This window comes from Mycobacterium sp., assembly GCF_032159565.1.
Taxonomy (GTDB): domain Bacteria; phylum Actinomycetota; class Actinomycetes; order Mycobacteriales; family Mycobacteriaceae; genus Mycobacterium.
Window position 1 is genome coordinate 15,581 of sequence record NZ_JAVHWR010000198.1, and the last position, 20,963, is coordinate 36,543.

The following is a 20,963-nucleotide window of genomic DNA, read 5'->3' on the forward strand; positions in this document are numbered from 1 at the left end:
TGGGCTCCTTAGAGGACAACATAGGAGGCCCCATCAGCACTGAGACCCGCGTCAACGAGCGCATTCGAGTACCTGAAGTCCGCCTGATCGGACCAGGTGGCGAGCAGGTAGGCATCGTGCGCATCGAAGACGCTCTCCGCGTCGCCGCGGATGCCGATCTCGACCTTGTCGAAGTAGCCCCGGACGCCAAGCCGCCGGTCTGCAAGATCATGGACTACGGCAAGTTCAAATACGAGACGGCTCAGAAGGCGCGCGAGTCTCGCAAGAACCAGCAGCAGACCGTCGTCAAGGAACAGAAGCTGCGCCCCAAGATCGACCCCCACGACTACGAGACCAAAAAGGGCCACGTGGTCCGCTTTTTGCAAGCGGGGTCGAAGGTCAAGGTGACGATCATGTTCCGCGGACGCGAGCAGTCGCGGCCCGAACTGGGCTACCGGCTGTTGCAGCGCCTCGGCGCCGACGTCGCCGACTACGGCTTCGTCGAGACGTCAGCCAAGCAGGACGGGCGCAACATGACGATGGTGCTGGCACCGCACCGCGGCGCAAAGACTCGCGCCAAGGCGGCGCATGATGCAGACGCACCGGCTGCACAGCGCGCAAGCGCTCAGGCCAGCGACGAGCAGACCGACACACCACAGAACTGAGGACACATGCCAAAGGCGAAAACCCATAGCGGCGCTTCCAAGCGTTTCCGGCGCACCGGCACCGGAAAAATCGTCCGCGAGAAGGCCAACCGTAGGCACCTGCTCGAACACAAGCCGAGCAAGCGCACCCGTCGCCTCGAGGGGCGCACCGAAGTGTCGCCCAACGACATCAAGCGCGTCAAGAAACTGCTCAACGGTTAGTTTCCGCGCCCCACTGACCTTTTAGACCGAACGAGAATAGGAACACCCCATGGCACGCGTGAAGCGCGCAGTCAACGCCCAGAAGAAGCGGCGGACCGTACTCAAGGCATCGAAGGGATACCGCGGACAGCGGTCCCGGCTGTATCGCAAAGCCAAAGAGCAGCAGCTGCATTCTCTGAACTATGCGTACCGTGACCGGCGTGCCCGTAAGGGCGAATTCCGCAAGCTGTGGATCTCCCGCATCAATGCCGCGGCCCGCGCCAACGACATCACGTACAACCGGCTCATCCAGGGCCTCAAGGCCGCAGGCGTCGAGGTTGACCGCAAGAACCTCGCCGAGATCGCGGTCAGCGACCCGGCCGCATTCACCGCGCTGGTGGACGTCGCCAAGGGCGCGCTGCCCGAGGACGTGAACGCGCCAGGCGGAGCCGCTCGGCCGGCGACATCCGACTCCGGCGAGGCTGCCTGACGCTCACCGAGCGCTCAGACCCGGTGGCGGCAGCGATCAAGCTGCACCGCCATGTGGGACGGCGCCGTGCCGCACGCTTCCTCGCCGAGGGACCGAACCTCGTCGAGGCGGCGTTGCGGCGAAACCTCGTCATCGAGGTGTTCGTCACCGAGGCCGCATCGGCGCGCTTTGCGTCGCTGCTCACCGACGTCGACGTCCACATCGTCTCCGAACGCGCCGCAAAGGCGTTGTCGGACACCGTGACACCGGTGGGCCTGGTCGCCGTGTGCGAAGTTCCGTCAATCACCCTGGACGACGTGTTGGCCGACGAGCCTCGGCTGGTCGCCGTAGCCGCCGAGATCTCGGAGCCCGGCAATGCCGGCACGCTGATCCGGATCGGCGATGCGATGGGGGCGGACGCGGTCGTCATGGCCGGCCACAGCGTCGACCCCTACAACGGCAAGTGTCTGCGCGCCTCCGCAGGCAGCATTTTTGCGGTTCCGGTGGTGTCAGAAAGCGACGCAGGGGCAGCGGTTTCCGCTCTCTCCGAGGCGGGTCTGCGCGTGCTGGCCACCACCGTCGACGGCAGCACGAGCCTGGACGACACCGATCTGTCCGGGCCGACCGCGTGGCTGTTCGGGCCCGAATCCCACGGCCTGCCCCCGGAGCTGGCGGCGATGGCGGCAGAACGGATCCGGATACCCATGCCGGGTGCAGCGGAAAGCCTCAACGTCGCCTCTGCCGCGGCGATCTGTCTCTACGAGAGCGCGAAGGCGCACCGCCACCACTAGCTCACTGTGCGGATTCATTCGAGAGACGGCGCAATGGCCGACAAATTGGCACAGTCGCGCCGGCAAGCCAGATCAGGTTAACCGCTGAGCAGCCCCCTGGCGACGTGGGTGATCTGCACCTCGTTGCTTCCCGCGTAGATCATCAGCGATTTGGCGTCACGCGCGAGTTGCTCGACGCGGTATTCGGTCATGTAGCCGTTTCCGCCGAACAGCTGCACGGCGTCCATCGCGACATCGGTCGCCGCCTGCGAGCAGTACCACTTGATCGCCGACGCCTCGGGCAATGAGACCTGGGTGCCGGTCTGCGCCGCCTCGATGACGCGGAACAGCATGTTGCGCACGTTCATTCGAGCGACTTCCATGCTCGCCAGCTTGAGCTGAATCAGCTGGAACTGGCCGATCTCCTGACCCCACAGCTTGCGGGTCTTGGCGTAGTCCACGCACAGCTTGAGGCACTCCTCGATAACGCCGAGTGCCATGGCGGCAACGCCGATGCGTTCGGCGGAGAAGTTCGACCGAGCGCTGGCCCGCCCGTCGCTGGCGGAATCGCTGGGGTCGCCCTCGGTCTCGCCCAGCAGCCGGTCGCGGCCGAGCCGCACGTTGTTGAAGAACAGTTCGCCGGTGCGCGAGCTGTGAATTCCCATCTTGCGCAACGGCTTGGACTGGACGAAGCCTTCCATGCCGCGGTCCAGCACGAAGGTCAGTACCTTGCGGTCGCGCCTGTCGGCACCGTCGCCCTCGTCCAGCTTGGCGTACACCACGACCACGTCGGCGTCGGGCCCGTTGGTGATGAACGTCTTCTGCCCGTTGAGGATGTAGTCGTCACCGTCACGCACCACGTAGGACTTCATACCGCCGAACGCATCGGAGCCGGAGTCGGGTTCGGTGATCGCCCACGCGCCCACCTTCTCGTAGGTGACCAGACCGGGCAGCCACCGCTCCTGCTGCGCGAGGGTGCCGCGGCCTGCGATGGTCGGCACCGTCAGGCCGAGGCTGACACCCATGCCGGTCACCACACCCATGCAGACCCGGCACAGTTCACTGACCACCACGAAGCCCATGCCTGCGGAACTGCCGTCGCCGCCGAACATGCCGCCCGACGAGCCGCTGCCCTCGGATTTCTCGGCGCCTTCCCGCATCCGGGCCAACCGCTTCTCCAAAGACTCGTGGGCGAGCGCGTCGATGCCGAAGGCGGTGAACAGCTTGCGGATGACGGGGTAGGGCTCCATGTCGCCGCTTTCCAGCGCGTCGACGTGCGGGCGGACCTCTCTGTCTACGAAATCCCGCACCGCGTCGCGTACGGCGATGTCGACATCAGACCATTCGAGCATGCCCGTCAGCCTATGCGGACGCTAGGAACACGTAGCTCATGCGGCGGCGCTGCGGCCCCGCGCCGGGCGCAGGCCTGCCAGCGAGAACGTGGTGTGCACCAGCGAGCCGGCGCGATCCAGCAGGCTCTTGCGGCGTGGCACGTAATGCATGGGCAGATCCCTGCGGTCTCGCGGCGGCGACATGAACGCGGGCGCCTCGACCAGCGGCGCGTCATCGGCGATGCGGCCGGATGCGCGGCGATAGGCGGCAAGGGCGCGCGGGTGCAGGCGAATCTCGTCGGGCACTACGACGAACGCCATCTCGATCAATTTGCCGAACAGCCGCAGCAGAACTTCGTCACCGGCGGTCCAGCGCATGCCGGCCTTTTCACGCACGACGGGGTCGAACAATCCCGCGGCGATCCAGCGCTGCCCGGCCACCATCGGCTTGAAGAGCTGGTCCCATATCGGAGTCGGCATCAGCACGAACCAGGGCTTGGGGATCCGGATCGAGAGGATGTCGAGCGTCGCGCGGTTGATCTCAAGATCCTCGCTGCAGACCCGATCCCAGTACTCGCAGAACTCCTCCCACGTTTCGGGCACCGGTCGCATGCTCATGCCGTACTGCGCGTACCACTGCACGTGCTCGTCGAAGAGTTGACGCTTCTCGGCGTCGGTCAACCCGCCACAGAAGTACTCGGCCACCTTGATCACCAACATGAAGAAGGTGGCATGCGCCCAGTAGAAGGTCTCGGGGTTCAATGCGTGATAGCGCCGTCCGGCGGAGTCGACGCCCTTGATCGTGGTGTGGAAGCCCTTGATCTGCTGGCCGGTCTGCCCGGCGCGGTCACCGTCGTAGACGACGCCCATGATCGGATACACCGAGCGGGCAACGCGTTGCAGCGGTTCCCGGAGCAGGACGGAATGCTCCTCCACGCCGGCGCCCAGCTCGGGGTACATGTTCTGCAACGCGCCGATCCACACGCCCATCATTCCCGTGCGAAGGTCGCCGAAGTATTTCCAGGTCAGAGACTCCGGGCCGAGCGGATCGGCCCCTGTGGTTCGCTTCGTCCTCGCGCTGACCGTCACAAATCCACGATAAAGGTGACAACACGCGTTGTCTATCATTTCAGGGCGCGTCGCGACGGGTACATCTGCGGGTATAGGGGTGTCAGCTACCTAGCAGTCCCCGCACGTTGAGCGTGTTTGCTCGCTGAAAGAACGGGCATCTAACCTTGCGCAATGGATGTCGAATCGTTCGATGAACGGTCCGGCGCTATCGGAGAGATCGACCAGGCACCGGATCGTTCGGCGTCGGCCCAGCGTGGCCCGGGGCGGTGGCGGTCGCTGCGCGACACCAATCACAATCCCCGGGTGGTCGCGTTCATCCGCCGAGCCCGCCGCGCCCTGCCCGGCGACCCCGATTTCGGAGATCCGCTGTCTGCCGCCGGTGTTGGTGGGCCGAGTGCCGCCGCCCGCGCGGCCGATCGACTGCTGGAGCGCGACGCCGCCTCCCGCGAGGTGAGCCTCGCGGGACTACAGGTGTGGCAGGCGCTCACCGAACGGGTCTCCGGTAAGCCCGCCAATCGCGAGGTGACACTGGTCTTCACCGATTTGGTCGGGTTTTCGTCGTGGGCGTTGAAGGCCGGTGACGACGCCACGCTGAAGCTGTTACGCCGGGTCGCCCAGGTCGTCGAGCCGCCACTGCTGGAGTCGGGCGGACACATCGTCAAGAGGATGGGGGACGGCACCATGGCGGTTTTCGCCGACCCAGCCACCGCGGTGCGTGCAGTCCGCACCAGCCTTGATGCGGTCAAACATGTTGAGGTGGAAGGCTATACACCACGTATACGTGCCGGAGTGCACACTGGCAGGCCGCAGCGGATCGGGGCGGACTGGCTCGGCGTCGACGTGAACATCGCCGCTCGGGTGATGGAGCGTGCCGCAAGGGGCGGGTTGGTGGTATCGCAGGCGACGATGGACCGCATTCCCGAGGCGGAGTTCGAAGCGCTCGGCCTGACCGCCAAGCGGATACGCAAGCAGGTCTTCTCACCGAAGCAGGATGGGGTGCCCACCGATCTTGCGGTGTACCGCGTGAAAACTCGCAGAGAGTTGCCAGGTGGCGACGAGGAGAACGGAGACATCGCCGACTCATAGTGGTCGGTGAGATGTTGTTCGGGTTGCTGCGGGCGCTGGCCCGGATTCGGGTCACCGTTGTCTACGCGGTGATCCTGACCTGTGTGACAACCGCTTTGGCGGTCCTCGGACCCCAGGTGCAGAACCGCGTCATCACCCACGCGAGCACAAATCTGCACAACCTCAGCCACGGTCACCTCGGCACGCTGTTCGTCAGCGCGTTCGTCATCGACGCCGGGCCGATTTATGTCTGGCTACCCGGCTTGGTGTGCCTGCTTGCGGTCGCCGAACTGCTGTGGCGCAGCGGCCGCCTGGTGGTGGCGTTCGCGATCGGCCACGTCGGCGCCACGCTTGTGGTCGCCGTTGGTCTCACGGCGGCGGTCGAGCTCGGCTGGCTGTCTGCAGACGTGACTCGGGCCACCGACGTCGGCATGAGCTACGGTGCCTCCGCCGTGTTGGGGGCGCTCACCGCGGCGATTCCGCGGCGGTGGCGGCCCGCGTGGACGGGCTGGTGGCTGGCAGTCGCGGTGTCGGTGGTGGTTCTGGGCGGGGGTTTCACCGACGTCGGTCATGCGATGGCACTGGTGGGCGGCATGGTGATCTCGACCCGCTTCGGTCGGCCCGCAGCTTGGACGCCGGTGCGGTATCTGCTGCTGGTCGTCGCTTCGGCCTTCGGATATCTGATGCTGGCCAGCACCGGGCTGTCGTTGGTCATGGCGACCGGACTTGGAGCAATGGGCGCACTCGTGTTCGAGATTGGGGCGGGAATCCTCAGTCTCCACGGCGCCGGGGCTGCAGAATTACCACAGCATGGACGACAACCGGGGTGCGCGCGGGCTGAGTCGGCGTGACTTCATCGGTGCCACCGCTGCCGCCGCAAGTGGTCTGGCACTGTCGGAATGCGGATGGAGCAGAGAAACTTCGGGCGAGCTCCCCAACCCGGAGGACTCAGGCATCGACCACATCATCGTCCTGATGATGGAGAACCGCTCGTTCGACCACTTCCTGGGCTGGGTCCCCGGCGCCGACGGCATGCAGGCCGGGATCCGACTTGTCGATGCGGCAGGCACGGCGCACGAATCCTACGATCTTGTCCCCGATTTCCAGAACTGCTATTTCGCCGATCCAGACCACAGCTACGCAGGGGGGCGCCGCGAGATCAACGGCGGGGCGATGGATGGCTTTCTGCTGACGCAGCCGCCAGGGGACACCTTTCCGGTCGGCTACTACACCGCCGACAGCCTGCCGTTCTTTAAGGGCTGCGCCGAGCATTGGACCATCTGCGACCGCTACTTCAGCGGCATCCTCTCGTCAACGACGCCCAACCGCATCTACATGCATGCCGGTCAGACCGACCGGTTAGCGAATACCGTGGAAATATCTGCGTTGCCGACGGTCTGGGACCGGATGATGCAGATCGGCCGCAGCGTTGCCTACTACTACGTCGACGTGCCGTACACGGCGTTTTGGGGCGAGAAGTACCAGGCGTTTTCGAAGAATTACTCGTTGCAAGAGCTGGCCGACGACATCGCCGCGGGGAGACTTGCAAACCTGACTTTCATCGACAACGTGGGAACCGAGTTCGAGGAGATGTTCGGGTTGTCCCGCGACGATCATCCTCTCGCCGACATCCGCGACGGCCAGGCGTTCCTGAACGAGATCTATGACGCGGTGCGGACCGGGCCTCAGTGGGAGCGCTCGCTTCTCGTCATAGTCTACGACGAATGGGGCGGTTTCTACGACCATGTGGCGCCTCCGTTCGCCCCCGTCTCCGCCGCCGAGGCCGCGCTCGGCAACGACGGCCGCCTCGGCTGCCGGGTTCCGTGTGTGCTGATCGGTCCGCGTGTGCGGCGCGGCGTCGTCGAACACACACAATTCGATCCGAACTCGATCCTGAACCTGCTCTCCTGGCGCTTCGGCTTCGACCCGCTGGGAGTGCGTGGTAACTCGACCAATCTGGCCCTCGCGCTCGACTGGGGATCGCGGCCGTCGGTGGACGCGCCTGCGTTCGATGTGCCGCCCGGTCCTTTCGGCGGGCTCTGCATGCCGCTGCCGACGCTGGCCCAACTCGCAGGCATCCCGATGCCGAACCCGCCGCCCGACATCGTGCCTGTGCCGCTGGCGCAGCAGATTCAGCTGCCTCCGGTGCCGGGCCTGGACATTCCCGAGCCGCTGCGCCGTCTGGTTGACCACGAACGGGAACTGGAAGCGCTGCGAGACCTTGCACGCCGGTTCGGCCTCTAGTCGAATCACGCGTGACGTCGCTCTCATCTGTCGATCACCTATGATCGCCGGGTGGCTGATCAGCCCATAGACCTGTCGGAGGAAGCGCTGGCCAAGGTGGTCAGCGCGGCCGAGCATGCCTTCGACCTCGCCGCCGACCTCGACACCCTTGCGCGGGCGAAGACCGAGCACCTGGGCGACCGCTCACCACTGGCGTTGGCCCGGCAGGCGCTGGGGTCTCTGGCGAAGGCCGATCGAGCCGACGCGGGCAAGCGGGTGAACATCGTCCGTGCCAAGGCGCAGCGCAGCTATGACGAACGCCTCGCGGCGCTGCGCGCCGAACGCGACGCCGCGGTGCTGATCGCCGAGAGCATCGACGTGACACTGCCCTCGACGCGTCAGCCGGTCGGCGCCCGTCACCCGATCACGATCCTCGCCGAGCACGTCGCCGACACCTTCGTCGCCATGGGGTGGGAGCTGGTGGAGGGACCGGAGGTCGAAACCGAGCAGTTCAACTTCGACGCGCTCAACTTCCCGCCGGACCATCCCGCCCGCAGCGAGCAGGACACGTTCTACATCGCGCCGGACGGATCGCGGCAGGTGCTTCGCACCCACACGTCGCCGGTGCAGATCCGCACGTTGCTCGAACGCGAACTGCCGGTTTACATCATCTCGATCGGCCGGACGTTCCGCACCGACGAGCTCGACTCCACCCACACCCCGGTCTTCCATCAGGTCGAGGGTCTGGCAGTGGACAAGGGGCTGACGATGGCCCACCTGCGCGGCACACTGGACGCCTTCGCCCGCTCGGAGTTCGGGCCGCACGCCCGCATTCGGTTTCGGCCGCACTTCTTCCCGTTCACCGAACCGTCTGCCGAGGTCGACGTGTGGTTCGAGAACAAGAAGGGCGGCCCGGGCTTCGTGGAATGGGGTGGCTGCGGCATGGTCAACCCGAATGTTTTGCGCGCCTGCGGCATTGACCCGGAGGTCTACTCCGGTTTCGCATTCGGCATGGGGTTGGAGCGCACGCTGCAGTTCCGCAACGGCATCCCCGACATGCGCGACATGGTCGAGGGCGACATCCGGTTCTCTTTGCCGTTCGGGGTTGGCGCCTGATGCGGCTTCCGTACAGCTGGCTGCGGGAAGTCATACAAGCCGGCGCACCAGGTTGGGATGTTCCGGTCGACGAGCTCGAGCAGACACTGATTCGCATCGGCCATGAGGTCGAGGAGATCATCCCGGTCGGGCCCGTCAGCGGCCCGCTCACCATCGGCCGTGTCCTCGAGATCGAGGAACTCACCGAGTTCAAGAAGCCGATCCGCGCCGTGAAGGTCGACGTCGGCGAGGACCAACCCCGCGACATCGTCTGCGGTGCAACAAACTTCGCGGTCGGAGACCTGGTCGTGGTGGCACTGCCCGGAACCACGCTGCCGGGCGACTTCACCATCACGATGCGCAAGACGTACGGCCGCACCTCCGACGGAATGATCTGCTCGACAGCCGAGATGAACCTCGGCACCGACCATTCCGGAATTCTCGTGTTGCCGCCGGGCACCGCCGAGCCGGGCACGCCTGCGGCCGGGGTGCTCGGCTTGGACGACACTGTGTTCAACCTCGCCATCACCCCGGACCGTGGCTACTGCCTTTCGGTGCGGGGCATGGCTCGCGAGATCGCGAACGCATACGACCTGGAGTATGTCGATCCCGCCGAGGTGGCTCCGCTACCAGCCGACGGCGAGGCCCTGCCCGTGACGGTCGAGCCGGGCACGGGCGTGCTGCGCTTCGGGCTGCGGCCGGTGACCGGAATCGACCCGACGGCGGTGTCGCCGTGGTGGCTGCAGCGGCGGCTGCTGCTGAGCGGTATCCGGGCGATCTCGCCCGCCGTCGACGTGACGAACTATGTGATGCTCGAGTTGGGGCATCCGATGCATGCGCACGATCGCAGCCTGATCACCGGTGGTTTCCGGGTCCGGTTCGCCGAGCCGGGGGAGACCGTGGTCACCCTCGACGGCATCGAACGCAAGCTGGATTCCGGCGATGTGCTTATCGTCGACGACGTCGCGACCGCGGCGATCGGCGGGGTGATGGGCGCGGGCACCACCGAGGTCCGCGACAGCACCACCGATGTGCTGCTCGAGGCGGCGGTCTGGGATCCGGCCGCGGTGTCGCGCACTCAGCGGCGGCTGCACCTCAACAGCGAGGCGGGTCGCCGTTACGAACGCGCCGTCGATCCGGCCATCTCGGTCGCCGCGTTGGACCGGTGCGCGGCGCTGCTGGCCGAGATCGCAGGTGGTACAGCCGAACCGAGGTTGACCGACTGGCGCGGTGATCCACCGCGCGAGGACTGGTCGCCTCCCGCCGTCAGCATGGCCGTCGATCTGCCCGACCGGACCGCCGGCGTGGACTACCCCGCGGACACCACGATGCGCAGGCTCACACAGATCGGCGCCGACGTGGCCGTCGACGGCGACCGGGTGACCGCGACTCCGCCGAGTTGGCGGCCCGACCTGAGACAGCCGGCAGACCTCGTCGAGGAGGTGCTGCGGCTGGAGGGGTTGGAGACCATCCCGTCGGTGCTGCCGCAGGCGCCTGCCGGACGCGGCCTCACCCCGGCGCAGAAGCGCCGTCGTGCAATCGGGAAATCGCTGGCGCTCAACGGATATGTCGAAATCCTGCCGACACCGTTTCTGCCTGCGGGGGTGTTCGACCAGTGGGGCCTGCCGCCCGACGATGCCCGCCGCATCACCACCGATGTGCTCAACCCACTGGAGGCCGACCGTCCCCAGCTGGCCACCACTTTGCTGCCCGGCCTGCTGGAATCGCTGAGCCGCAACGTCTCCCGCGGAGCCGTCGACGCGTCCCTGTTCGCGATCGCGCAAGTCGTCGAGCCGACGACCAAAACCCAAGCCGTCGAACTTATTCCGACCAATCGCAGACCCGGCGATGACGAGATCGCGATGCTCGACGCGTCGCTGCCGAGCCAACCGCAGCACGTCGGTGTGGTGCTTACCGGCCTGCGGGAGCCGGCGGGCCCGTGGGGGGCCGGGCGCCCTGTCAACGCCAGTGACGCGTTCGAGGCGGTCCGCATCGTCGGCCGCGCTGCGGGTGTCGAACTCACACTGCGGCCGGCGCAGTATCTGCCGTGGCACCCGGGCCGATGCGCCGAGGTGCTCATCGGCGAGACCGTCATCGGCCATGCGGGTCAACTGCATCCCGCGGTCATCGAGCGCACCGGGCTGCCCAAGGGCACATGCGCTGCCGAGTTGAACCTCGACGCGATCCCGATCACCGAGACGCTGCCCGCGCCTGTGGTGTCGCCGTTTCCCGCGGTGTTCCAGGACGTCGCACTCATCGTCGACGACAAGATCGCCGCACAAAGCGTCGTCGACGCGGTTCGCGAAGGCGCGGGAGAACTACTCGAAGACGTCCGCCTGTTCGATGTGTACACGGGGCCGCAGATCGGTGAAGGGCGCAAGTCGCTGGCACTGGCATTGCGTTTCCGGGCCGGGGACAGGACCCTGACCGAAGACGAGGCCAGCGCCGCCCGCGACGCGGCGGTGGCGACGGCCGCTCAACGGGTAGGGGCCGAGCAGCGCCGCTGAGATCCGCTGTTACTGCACGGGATTGGTGAGCGACGCCAGCTCGTCGCCCAGCTCGCACCGCACCACGTCGCCCGCCACGATCGGCACGGCGCCCGGCGTTCCCGTCGACAGGATGTCACCCGGATAGAACGGCATGACCTGGCTGTGGAAGCTCAGTAATTCGGCGGGCGAGAATGTCATGCCGGCGACAGTGTCTTTGCGGTGCACCGCACCGTTGTGCACGGTCGCGACCCTCAGCCCCGACAGGGGTCCGTGCGAGAGCACCTCGTCGAGCGTGATCAGATCCGGCCCGAACGAGAAGAACGAGGGATAGTTCTTCACCCGGGTGAGGTATCGCGGATTCTCCATCAGGATCTCCTCCGCGGTCTGGTCGAGCACCGGCACGACACCCGCAACGTAGGACATCGCTTCGTCCACTCCGACCTGAAAACACCTGCGCCCGATGACGAGACCCAGTTCGGCTTCTGCCGTGACTCGACCGATACCCGGTGGGACGACGATCGGCTGGTCCGGTCCGACGATGGTGTGGTCACCCTTGATGAACGACGCAGGCGACGTACGTGGAGCCTGCTCGCCGAGATCGCCGGCATGCGCGCCGTAGTTGAGCCCGATGCCGAGAATCTTGCGTGGCCTGGTCCATGGCGCGGCAACCGGAGACCGGGGATCCACGCATGAGGCGTCGTCCACACCACGGTCGACCGCCGCGGCGAGGGCGTCGAGCGCCCCCGCCTCCAGGAGTGAGAACAGATCGGACGGTGCACCGTCGAGTATCCGGTCTGCACGGGCGAGTCGGCCGTCGGCCAGCGTGACGCATGCCGCGCCATCGACCTGCAGTGTGCGGATGCGCAAAACAATCCCTTCTAGATGACGCTCTTGAGCTGACCGCCGTCGACACGGATGACCGAGCCGGTCACATAGGACGCCCGCTCGCTGCACAGGAATGCGGCCACGTCCGCGTATTCGTCCGGGCGGCCATACCGGCCGACCGCCATCGTCGCCGCGCTGGCGGCCATGACGTCGTCGATGCTCTTGTCTTCTCGTTCCGCCCTGCCTTCGTCGAGGAATTGCGTTCGGGCAGTGGCGATTCGGCCCGGCACAATGATGTTCGACGTCACGCCGTCACGACCCACCTCGTCGGAGAGGGTCTTGGACCAGGCGTGCAGGCTGGCCCGCAACGTGTTGGATATCGCGAGATTCGGAATGGGACTGAGCGCCCCGCCCGACGTCGACGTCAGGATGCGGCCCCAGCCACGCTCGCGCATTCCGGGCAACACCCGATCCGTGATGACGATGACCGGCAGGATCATCTGGTCGAAGCTGCTGCGCCAGGTGGCGGGGTCCTGGCCCGCGGCGGGTGTGGGCGGCGGCCCGCCGGTGTTGTTGACCAGAATGTCGACCGGGCCGAGGGCTTTTTCGATTTCTGAGACGTGCGCGTCCACAGAATCGAGGTCCCCCAGATCCCAGCGCAGCGGCAGGGCCTTTACCCCCGCGGCCTCGATCCGCTTCACGGTGTCGGTGAGCTTGTCGGCGGAGCGGCCCGCAGCCGCGACATTGGCGCCCTCCTGGGCGAGCCGCACCGCGATGGCGCTGCCGAGGCCGCCGCTGGCGCCGAGCACGAGCGCGGTGCGTCCGGTGATGCCGAGATCCATGGTGGCTCCTTCAGCGGGTCACGGTGGCGGTGGGCAGGGTCGCGAGATGCTTCTCGAGGATGGGAATCAGCGCGGCCGGCAGTGTCAGTGCGGGTGGACGCACCCGGCCGGAGCCGATCACGCCGCGTCGCCGCAGCAGTTCTTTACGGATCGAAAGGCCCACCCGCAGCTGTCCTTCGAAGTTGGCGAGCGGAAGCCATGGCGCCCACGCGTCGCGGGCGGCTTCGAAGCCGCCGTCGTGATACGCGCGCAACACGGCCGCCAATGCCGCGGGATGGCTGAATCCGGTCATCGCACCGCCCGAACCCGCGGCCAGCTCGTCGAGCAGTCCGACGCCGCCAAGGCCGCCGAACACGGGAACGCCGAGGTTGGATACGAGGTGGGCAACCGCAGCGGAGGTCGGCGGTGTCTCCGACTTCACGCCGACAGCGAAGGGGCACGAAGACACGATCTCGACGACCTGCTCGTCGGTGACGCTGACTCCCGACACGACCGGGTAGTCCTGAATGAGGATGCCGACCTCCGTCGCCTCGTAGAGACGGCGAAGCGAAGCGGCGGCGGCGGCCGGGTCGGCATCTGCAATCTGTGCCATCAACGCGACCGGCGAGCGCGGTACCGCGTCGAGCAGCCGGCGCGCCTGTCGGACGACGGCGTCGGGGTCACGTTCGGACAGGCCGAGCACGAACGGCAGGTCGGTTGAGGATGCGACGGTGTGCGCAACGCTGTTCGCCTCGTCGGGGTTCAGCGCCGCCGCCTCGCCGAAGACGCCCAATGCGACCAGCCCGCCTGTACCGTCGGCGGCGAACGAGGCGACCTCGTTGCGCAACGAATCCAAGTCGACAGCGAGGCCGTCATCGAAGGGTGTGGCGAGGACACCCCAAAGACCTTGGGACAGCGGCCGGGTCACTCGCGTCGCCTTCCATTTTCCATCGTCGTCACGATGTGCTCGGCGATCGCGAGCGAAGACGTGGCCGCCGGTGACGGGGCATTGCGCAGGAGGACGACACGCTCGCGGATGCTGATCCGGAAGTCGTCGACGAGGCCGCCGTCGGAATCGAGTGCCTGCGCGCGGATGCCGGCGACCCCGGGAACGACGTCGTCGTCGCCGAGTTCGGGCACATATGCGCGGGCGGCGGCGATGAATCGCTTCTTGCTCAGCGATCCTCGCATCTCCTTGATACCGGTTCGCCAATGCTGTCGCGCGAACCGCCAAAATGCCAGTGAGCCTGCGACTTCGAGCATATCGGGGATCGACAGCCTGCCCCACGTGTAGCCCTCGCGTGCCAGGGCGAGTACGGCGTTGGGTCCGATGAGCACCTCGCCGTCGACGCGCGGGGTGACATGCACACCGAGGAACGGGTAGCGAGGATCGGGCACCGGATAGACAAGCCCGTTGACGAGGTTGCGGCGTTCCGGCTTGAGCGCGTAGTACTCGCCGCGAAAAGGCATGATCACCGGGTCGGGGCCGTCGCCCGCCAGCTCCGCGAGCCGGTCGCTCTGCAGGCCGCCGCAGACCACGATCCGGTCGAACACCGTCTCGGTGGAACCGCTTGCGCCGCGGGCGGTTACCACGACCTCCGTGTTCGATGTCCGGAGCCCGACGACTTCGTGCCCGAGCAAGATCTTCGCGCCGTCGGCGGTCGCGTCGGCGGCGAGCGCCTGCGTCACCTCCGCGAAGTTCACGATCGAGGTGGACGGCGAGTGCAGGGCGGCGACGCCACGCACATGCGGCTCCAGTTCGCGTAGCTCGTCGGGGCCGATGATCCGCACACCGGGGACACCATTGGCCAGTGCCCGCTCCCTGATGTTGTCGAGCCGCGCGCGTTCGACGTCGTCGAGCGCGACGAGGACCTTGCCGCAGGCGATCCGCCGGATGCCGTGCCGTTCGCAGAACTCCTCGAGGAGACCGACGCCGCGGCGGCAGAGCACCGCCTTGTTCGAGCCGGGCTCGTAGTACAGGCCCGCGTGCACGACACCGCTGTTGCGCCCGGTCTGGTGCGACGCGAGGCGGTCCTCCTTCTCGAACAGCGTCACGTCCGCATCGGGGTCACGCCTGAGGATCTCGCGGGCGACTGCGACGCCGAGGATGCCCCCGCCGACGACAGCGATCCGGTCGGTCACCGGCCATCCCTTGAGGCGAATTCGGCGAACACCGAATCCTCGGCTCCAAGCGCGGGCGGGGCCTGAGCGCGCGGTTCTCCGCTTCCTGGCAGGTGCAGAGGCGAAGCGGGCACGTCGAGGTCTCCCAGCGTGGGGTGGGGCAGGTCAAGATGATTGTCTCGCGAACCTGCTCTCGGTCATACACCTCCGGGCGATCGGCCTCTCGGTGCCACATGTCAGGATGACCGAGGCGCTCGCCGATCGAACAGGGGCGCGGGTCCCGGACTTGCGATTGGGCTGATCAGCGCCTAATTGATTTGCAACATTCTGCATAAAAATGCAGAATCACTGCATGACTTCTGTGGCTGTCGCCGGTGCCAGCGGATATGCCGGCGGTGAGATCCTCCGGCTGCTGCTCAGCCACCCCGCCTACGTCGACCGGCGCCTGACGATCGGTGCGCTGACTGCGGCCGCCAGCGCAGGCACCACGCTCGGCGAACACCACCCGCATCTGCTGCCTCTCAGTGGTCGAGTGCTGGAGACCACCGACGCCGAGGTGTTGGCCCGACACGACGTCGTTTTCCTTGCGTTGCCGCACGGTCACTCCGCGACCCTAGCCGAGCAGCTGAGCACCGATACCGTGATCGTCGACTGCGGCGCCGATTTTCGGCTCACCGACTCGGCGGCGTGGGAGCGGTTCTACGGTTCGGCTCACGCGGGTAGCTGGCCGTACGGGCTGCCGGAACTGCCCGGCGCCCGCGACCGGCTCCGCGGCGCGACCCGCATCGCTGTTCCCGGCTGTTATCCGACGGCAGCGCTGCTGGCGTTGATGCCGGCTGTCGCCGAGGACCTCGTCGAGCCGGCCGTGACGGTCGTCGCCGTCAGCGGCACATCCGGCGCCGGCCGCGCCGCAAAAGTCGACCTGCTCGGCTCCGAGGTCATCGGCTCCGCTCGGGCCTACAACATCGGCGGCACGCATCGGCACACTCCGGAAATCGCGCAGGGGCTGCGCACCGTCACCGACAAGGACGTGACGGTCTCGTTCACGCCGGTGCTGATACCGACCTCGCGCGGCATCCTCGCGACATGCACCGCCCGTACGGCTGCGCCGTTGTCGCAGATTCGCGCGGCGTACGAGAAGGCGTATGAGGCCGAGCCTTTCGTGCACCTGCTGCCCGAGGGCCAGTTACCCAAGACCGGTGCGGTGATCGGCAGCAACGCCGCACAGCTCGCGGTCGCCGTCGACGACGATGCGGAGACGTTCATCGCGATCGCCGCGATCGACAACCTGGTCAAGGGCACCGGTGGCGCGGCCGTGCAGTCGATGAACCTCGCTCTCGGCTGGCCTGAGACCGAAGGACTTTCGATCGTGGGAGTGGCGCCGTGACCGATACATCTGCGGGTACGACAAGGCTGGTTCGCACCCAGGGCGTCACGGCGCCCGAGGGCTTCCGTGCCACCGGGATCGCCGCGGGCATCAAGGCTTCCGGCGCACTGGACATGGCGCTGGTGTTCAACGAGGGCCCCGACTACAGCGCAGCGGGCGTGTTCACCCGCAACCAGGTCAAGGCGGCGCCGGTGCTGTGGACCCAACAGGTGCTGACCACGGGGCGACTGCGAGCGGTGATCCTCAACTCCGGTGGAGCCAACGCGTGCACGGGTCCGGGCGGGTTCCAGGACAGCCACGCCACGGCCGAGGCCGTCGCTTCGGCCCTGTCCGACTGGGGCACCGACACCGGTGCGATCGAGATCGGCGTGTGCTCGACGGGTTTGATCGGAGATCGGCTGCCCATGGACAAGGTGCGCTCGGGCGTCACCGAGATCGTGCAGGAGATGGCGGGCGGGCTGACCGGCGGTGAGGAGGCCGCCAGAGCCATCATGACCACCGACAAACTGCCCAAACAGGTTGCCCTGCACCACTGCGACAACTGGACCGTTGGCGGGATGGCAAAAGGCGCGGGCATGTTGGCCCCGTCGCTGGCGACCATGCTGTGCGTCATCACCACCGACGCGGTCGCCGACGCCGCCGCACTCGATCACGCGTTGCGCAGGGCCAGCGCGTTGACGTTCGACCGGCTCGATGTCGACGGCAGCTGCTCGACCAATGACACCATCCTGGTACTGGCGTCGGGGGCGAGCGCAATCACGCCGAGCCAGGCCGACCTCGACGGGGCCATGCTGCGGGTGTGCGACGACCTGTGTGCACAGCTGCAGGCCGATGCCGAAGGCGTCACCAAGCGCGTCGTCGTCACCGTCACCGGCGCCGCCAGCGAATCCGACGCGCTCACCGCGGCCCGCGTGGTCGCGCGCGACAGCCTGGTCAAGACCGCGTTGTTCGGTTCCGACCCCAACTGGGGCCGCGTGCTGGCCGCGGTCGGCATGGCCCCGGTACGGCTCGACCCCGAGCGGATCGGCGTGTCGTTCAACGGCTCTCCGGTCTGCGTCGACGGAGTCGGAGCGCCCGGCGCGCGCGAAGTCGACCTGTCCGGCGTCGACATCGAGGTCACGATCGACCTCGGTGTCGGTAACGACATCGCGGCGGTCCGGACCACCGATCTGTCACATGCATACGTCGAAGAGAACTCGGCATACAGCTCATGACTTCATTCGATGTCGCCGGCGGGGCGGCGCCGGCGTCGACACAGACCAAGGCCGATGTGCTCGCGGCGGCACTGCCGTGGCTGAAGCAACTGCACGACAAGATCGTCGTGGTCAAATACGGCGGGAACGCGATGACCGACGACGCGCTGCGGCGCGCCTTCGCAGCGGACATGGTCTTCCTGCGCAACTGCGGCATCCATCCCGTCGTCGTGCACGGCGGCGGACCCCAGATCAGCGCGATGCTGAAACGACTCGCCATCGCAGGCGATTTCAAGGGCGGTTTCCGCGTCACCACACCCGAGGTTCTCGATGTGGCGCGGATGGTGCTGTTCGGCCAGGTCGGCCGGGAACTGGTGAACCTGATCAACATGCACGGGCCCTACGCCGTCGGAATCACAGGCGAGGACGCGCACCTCTTCACCGCGGTGCGGCGCAGCGTCATCGTCGACGGGGTGGCCACGGACATCGGCCTGGTCGGTGACGTGGAGCGGGTGAACACCGAGGCGGTGCTCGATCTCATTGCCGCCGGCCGCATTCCGGTGGTGTCCACCATCGCGCCCGATGCCGACGGCGTCGTGCACAACATCAATGCGGACACGGCCGCGGCCGCGCTGGCCGAGGCGCTCAGCGCCGAGAAGCTGCTGATGCTCACCGATGTCGAGGGCCTCTACACCAGCTGGCCCGACCGCGACACGTTGGTCAGCGAAATCGATGTCGCCGCACTGACCCAATTGTTGCCGACGCTGCAAGCGGGCATGGTGCCGAAGATCGAGGCCTGCATGCGGGCCGTTGCGGGCGGTGTGCCGAGCGCCCACGTCATCGACGGTCGCGTCGAGCACTGCGTGTTGGTCGAGTTGTTCACCGATGAGGGAACTGGCACGAAGGTGGTGAAAGCGTGACTCTTGCGCAGCGCTGGGAAAGCGTGATGATGAACAACTACGGCACGCCGGCCGTCGCACTGGTCAGCGGGGACGGCGCCGTGGTCACCGACGAGAACGGCAAGTCCTACATCGACCTCCTCGGCGGCATCGCGGTCAATGTTCTGGGCCACCGCCATCCCGCCGTCATCGAAGCCGTCACCACGCAGTTGAACACCCTCGGCCACACCTCGAACTTCTATGCCACCGAACCAGGCATCGCGCTGGCCGAGGCGCTGGTGGGCCTGCTGGGCGCCGAAGGCCGAGTGTTCCTGTGCAACTCAGGAACCGAGGCCAACGAGGTCGCCTTCAAGATCACCCGGCTGACCGGCCGCACCAAGATCATCGCCGCACAAGGCGCCTTCCATGGCCGGACGATGGGGTCGCTGGCCTTGACCGGACAGCCGGCCAAGCAGGAGCCGTTCGCCCCGCTGCCCGGCGATGTGGTGCATGTCCCCTACGGCGATGTCGCTGCGTTGGCGGAGGCCATCGATGATGCGACCGCCGCGGTCTTCCTCGAACCGATCATGGGGGAGGCGGGCGTCATCGTCCCTCCCGAGGGTTACCTGGTCGCCGCCCGCGAGCTGTCGACAACGCGCGGCGCGCTGCTCGTCATGGACGAGGTGCAGACCGGAATGGGCCGGACCGGAACGTTTTACGCCCACCAGCATGACGGCATCACACCAGACATCGTCACCCTCGCCAAGGGGCTCGGCGGTGGACTGCCGATTGGTGCCTGCATCGCGGTCGGACCGGCCGGCGAGCTGTTGACCGCCGGGTTGCACGGCAGCACGTTCGGCGGCAACCCGGTCTGCGCAGCCGCTGCGTTGGCGGTGTTGCGGGTGCTTGCCGACGAGGACCTGGTGTCCCGCGCCGATGTGCTGGGCAAGACTTTGCACCACGGCATCGAGTCGCTGCGTCATCCGCTCGTCGACCACGTTCGCGGCCGCGGGCTGCTGCGGGGCATCGCGCTGAGCGCACCGGAAGGCAAGGCCGTCGAGGCCGCCGCCCGCGACGCCGGTTTCCTGGTGAATGCCGCCGCGCCCGACCTGATCCGGCTGGCTCCGCCGCTGATCATCAGCGAGGCGCAGATCGCCGAATTCCTGACCGCCCTGCCCGGTGTGCTGGACAAGGCTGGGTCCTGATGACCCGCAATTTCCTGCGTGACGACGACCTGTCGCCCGACGAGCAAGCCGAGGTGCTGGCACTGGCCGCGCGGCTGAAGCAGGATCCGTTCGCCCGCAGGCCGCTCGAGGGACCCCGCGGTGTCGCAGTGATCTTCGACAAGAACTCCACACGCACCCGCTTCTCGTTCGAGGTCGGCATCGCGCAGCTCGGCGGCCACGCTGTCGTCGTCGATGGCCGCACCACGCAGCTCGGCCGCGAGGAGACGCTCGAGGACACCGGAAAGGTGTTGTCGCGCTACGTTGAAGCGATCGTCTGGCGCACCTTCGGACAGGAGCGGCTGACGTCGATGGCTGACGGGGCGACTGTTCCGATCGTCAATGCGCTGTCGGACGAGTTCCATCCCTGCCAGGTGCTTGCCGACCTGCAGACGCTCGCCGAACGCAAGGGCGCCCTGAAGGGGCTGCGGCTGTCCTACTTCGGCGACGGGGCCAACAACATGGCGCATTCGCTGATGTTGGGCGGTGTGACGGCAGGCATCGATGTCACGATCGCCGCACCGACCGGCTTCGAGCCGAACAGAGATGTCGTAGCCGCCGCCGAGACACGGGCGCGGCTCACCGGGGCCTCGGTGACGATCAGCGCCGATGCGGCCGAGGCCGCCGCGGGAGCCGACGTGCTCGTCACCGACACCTGGACGTCGATGGGGCAGGAGGACGACGGACTGGACCGGATAGCGCCGTTCAAGCCGTTCCAGGTCAACGCCGAGCTGCTGGGCCGTGCCGACCCGGATGCGATTGTGCTGCACTGTCTTCCGGCGCACCGCGGCCACGAGATCACTGACGACGTCATCGACGGACCACACAGCGCGGTGTGGGACGAGGCGGAGAACCGGTTGCATGCGCAGAAGGCGCTGCTGGCCTGGCTGCTGGAGCGCTCATGACAGCCGGCAAGGCGGCTGAGACTGATGTCGCCGGCCGGGCGGCTCCGGAAGCTGATGTCGCCGGCCGGGCGGCTCCGGGGATCAGCGGCACGCGTGCAGGCAGGCAGGCCCGCATCGTCGCGATTCTGTCGTCGAATTCGGTGCGCAGCCAGACAGAACTGGCCTCGATGCTGGCCACCGAGGGCATCGACGTCACTCAGGCGACCCTGTCTCGTGACCTCGAGGAGCTCGGGGCGGTCAAACTCCGCGGTGCCGACGGCGGGGTGGGCGTGT

21 protein-coding genes are annotated in these 20,963 nt (G+C 67.1%); 15 read left to right on the forward strand and 6 right to left on the reverse strand.

Translation table 11 applies throughout. The features are described from left to right. Positions 1–32: 32 nt before the first annotated feature. The 4 genes from infC to QOC76_RS27060 are packed head-to-tail and all read left to right on the forward strand — an operon-like array spanning position 33 to position 2,084. A complete protein-coding gene (gene infC, locus QOC76_RS27045; RefSeq protein WP_526362334.1) occupies positions 33–644 on the forward strand; it encodes a translation initiation factor IF-3 in 612 nt (203 codons plus the stop codon). Positions 645–650: 6 nt separating this feature from the next. Then, positions 651–845: a 50S ribosomal protein L35 gene (gene rpmI / locus QOC76_RS27050; RefSeq protein WP_526362290.1), complete on the forward strand. Its 195-nt coding sequence runs from the start codon at positions 651–653 to the stop codon at positions 843–845. A gap of 49 nt (positions 846–894) precedes the next feature. Then, positions 895–1,314 carry a 50S ribosomal protein L20 gene (gene rplT / locus QOC76_RS27055; RefSeq protein WP_526362292.1) on the forward strand — a complete coding sequence of 140 codons (420 nt, stop codon included), beginning with the start codon at positions 895–897 and terminating at the stop codon, positions 1,312–1,314. 23 nt (positions 1,315–1,337) lie between these two features. Then, complete coding sequence (locus QOC76_RS27060) at positions 1,338–2,084, forward strand: TrmH family RNA methyltransferase (RefSeq protein ID WP_526362294.1); 747 nt, start codon at positions 1,338–1,340, stop codon at positions 2,082–2,084. Between the two features lie 77 nt (positions 2,085–2,161). On the opposite strand, the gene QOC76_RS27065 is transcribed toward QOC76_RS27060, so the two are convergent. Together QOC76_RS27065 and QOC76_RS27070 are read right to left on the reverse strand one after the other, a co-directional pair. Then, the gene (locus tag QOC76_RS27065) at positions 2,162–3,415 is read right to left on the reverse strand and encodes an acyl-CoA dehydrogenase family protein (RefSeq protein ID WP_526362296.1); all 1,254 of its coding nucleotides are present in this window, start codon (positions 3,413–3,415) and stop codon (positions 2,162–2,164) included. Positions 3,416–3,451: 36 nt separating this feature from the next. Next, positions 3,452–4,483, reverse strand: coding sequence for an oxygenase MpaB family protein (locus tag QOC76_RS27070; RefSeq protein ID WP_526362298.1), 1,032 nt, complete (start codon positions 4,481–4,483; stop codon positions 3,452–3,454). A gap of 153 nt (positions 4,484–4,636) precedes the next feature. Between QOC76_RS27070 and QOC76_RS27075 the strand changes: the two genes are divergently transcribed. From QOC76_RS27075 to pheT, 5 genes are read left to right on the forward strand one after another with little or no spacing between them, the layout of a single operon-like run. Beyond that, the gene (locus QOC76_RS27075; RefSeq protein WP_526362300.1) at positions 4,637–5,551 is read left to right on the forward strand and encodes an adenylate/guanylate cyclase domain-containing protein; all 915 of its coding nucleotides are present in this window, start codon (positions 4,637–4,639) and stop codon (positions 5,549–5,551) included. 11 nt (positions 5,552–5,562) lie between these two features. Further along, positions 5,563–6,381, forward strand: a complete 819-nt coding sequence (locus QOC76_RS27080; protein ID WP_526362302.1) for a rhomboid-like protein — start codon at positions 5,563–5,565, stop codon at positions 6,379–6,381. Next, positions 6,341–7,774: an alkaline phosphatase family protein gene (locus tag QOC76_RS27085; RefSeq protein WP_526362304.1), complete on the forward strand. Its 1,434-nt coding sequence runs from the start codon at positions 6,341–6,343 to the stop codon at positions 7,772–7,774. The genes QOC76_RS27080 and QOC76_RS27085 overlap by 41 nt, the downstream gene beginning before the upstream one ends. A gap of 51 nt (positions 7,775–7,825) precedes the next feature. Continuing rightward, positions 7,826–8,869: a phenylalanine--tRNA ligase subunit alpha gene (pheS, locus tag QOC76_RS27090; protein ID WP_526362306.1), complete on the forward strand. Its 1,044-nt coding sequence runs from the start codon at positions 7,826–7,828 to the stop codon at positions 8,867–8,869. Then, complete coding sequence (gene pheT, locus QOC76_RS27095; protein ID WP_526362308.1) at positions 8,869–11,355, forward strand: phenylalanine--tRNA ligase subunit beta; 2,487 nt, start codon at positions 8,869–8,871, stop codon at positions 11,353–11,355. The genes pheS and pheT overlap by 1 nt, the downstream gene beginning before the upstream one ends. A gap of 9 nt (positions 11,356–11,364) precedes the next feature. Here the strand turns inward: pheT and QOC76_RS27100 are convergent, their stop codons facing one another. Genes QOC76_RS27100 through lhgD form a run of 4 tightly spaced genes read right to left on the reverse strand, consistent with a single transcriptional unit; the run spans position 11,365 to position 15,125 of the window. Then, complete coding sequence (locus tag QOC76_RS27100; RefSeq protein WP_526362310.1) at positions 11,365–12,204, reverse strand: fumarylacetoacetate hydrolase family protein; 840 nt, start codon at positions 12,202–12,204, stop codon at positions 11,365–11,367. 11 nt (positions 12,205–12,215) lie between these two features. Further along, entirely contained in the window at positions 12,216–13,004 is a 789-nt protein-coding gene (locus QOC76_RS27105; RefSeq protein ID WP_526362312.1) for an SDR family oxidoreductase, read from the reverse strand. 10 nt (positions 13,005–13,014) lie between these two features. Then, positions 13,015–13,911: a dihydrodipicolinate synthase family protein gene (locus tag QOC76_RS27110; protein ID WP_526362314.1), complete on the reverse strand. Its 897-nt coding sequence runs from the start codon at positions 13,909–13,911 to the stop codon at positions 13,015–13,017. Next, complete coding sequence (lhgD, locus tag QOC76_RS27115; protein ID WP_526362316.1) at positions 13,908–15,125, reverse strand: L-2-hydroxyglutarate dehydrogenase; 1,218 nt, start codon at positions 15,123–15,125, stop codon at positions 13,908–13,910. Before lhgD ends, QOC76_RS27110 begins: the two co-directional genes overlap by 4 nt. A 316-nt stretch (positions 15,126–15,441) precedes the next feature. Between lhgD and argC the strand changes: the two genes are divergently transcribed. The 6 genes from argC to QOC76_RS27145 all read left to right on the forward strand — a co-directional run. After that, the gene (gene argC / locus QOC76_RS27120; protein WP_526362318.1) at positions 15,442–16,491 is read left to right on the forward strand and encodes an N-acetyl-gamma-glutamyl-phosphate reductase; all 1,050 of its coding nucleotides are present in this window, start codon (positions 15,442–15,444) and stop codon (positions 16,489–16,491) included. Then, entirely contained in the window at positions 16,488–17,705 is a 1,218-nt protein-coding gene (gene argJ / locus QOC76_RS27125) for a bifunctional glutamate N-acetyltransferase/amino-acid acetyltransferase ArgJ (RefSeq protein ID WP_526362320.1), read from the forward strand. The genes argC and argJ overlap by 4 nt, the downstream gene beginning before the upstream one ends. Further along, positions 17,702–18,604, forward strand: coding sequence for an acetylglutamate kinase (gene argB / locus QOC76_RS27130; protein ID WP_526362322.1), 903 nt, complete (start codon positions 17,702–17,704; stop codon positions 18,602–18,604). The genes argJ and argB overlap by 4 nt, the downstream gene beginning before the upstream one ends. A gap of 26 nt (positions 18,605–18,630) precedes the next feature. After that, positions 18,631–19,767, forward strand: coding sequence for an acetylornithine transaminase (locus tag QOC76_RS27135; RefSeq protein WP_526362336.1), 1,137 nt, complete (start codon positions 18,631–18,633; stop codon positions 19,765–19,767). Continuing rightward, on the forward strand, positions 19,767–20,690 hold the full coding sequence (gene argF, locus QOC76_RS27140; RefSeq protein WP_526362324.1) for an ornithine carbamoyltransferase: 924 nt from the start codon (positions 19,767–19,769) through the stop codon (positions 20,688–20,690). Before QOC76_RS27135 ends, argF begins: the two co-directional genes overlap by 1 nt. Beyond that, positions 20,687–20,963, forward strand: a 277-nt coding sequence (locus QOC76_RS27145; protein WP_526362326.1) for an arginine repressor, incomplete at its 3' end; no start/stop codon positions are given. The genes argF and QOC76_RS27145, both read left to right, overlap by 4 nt.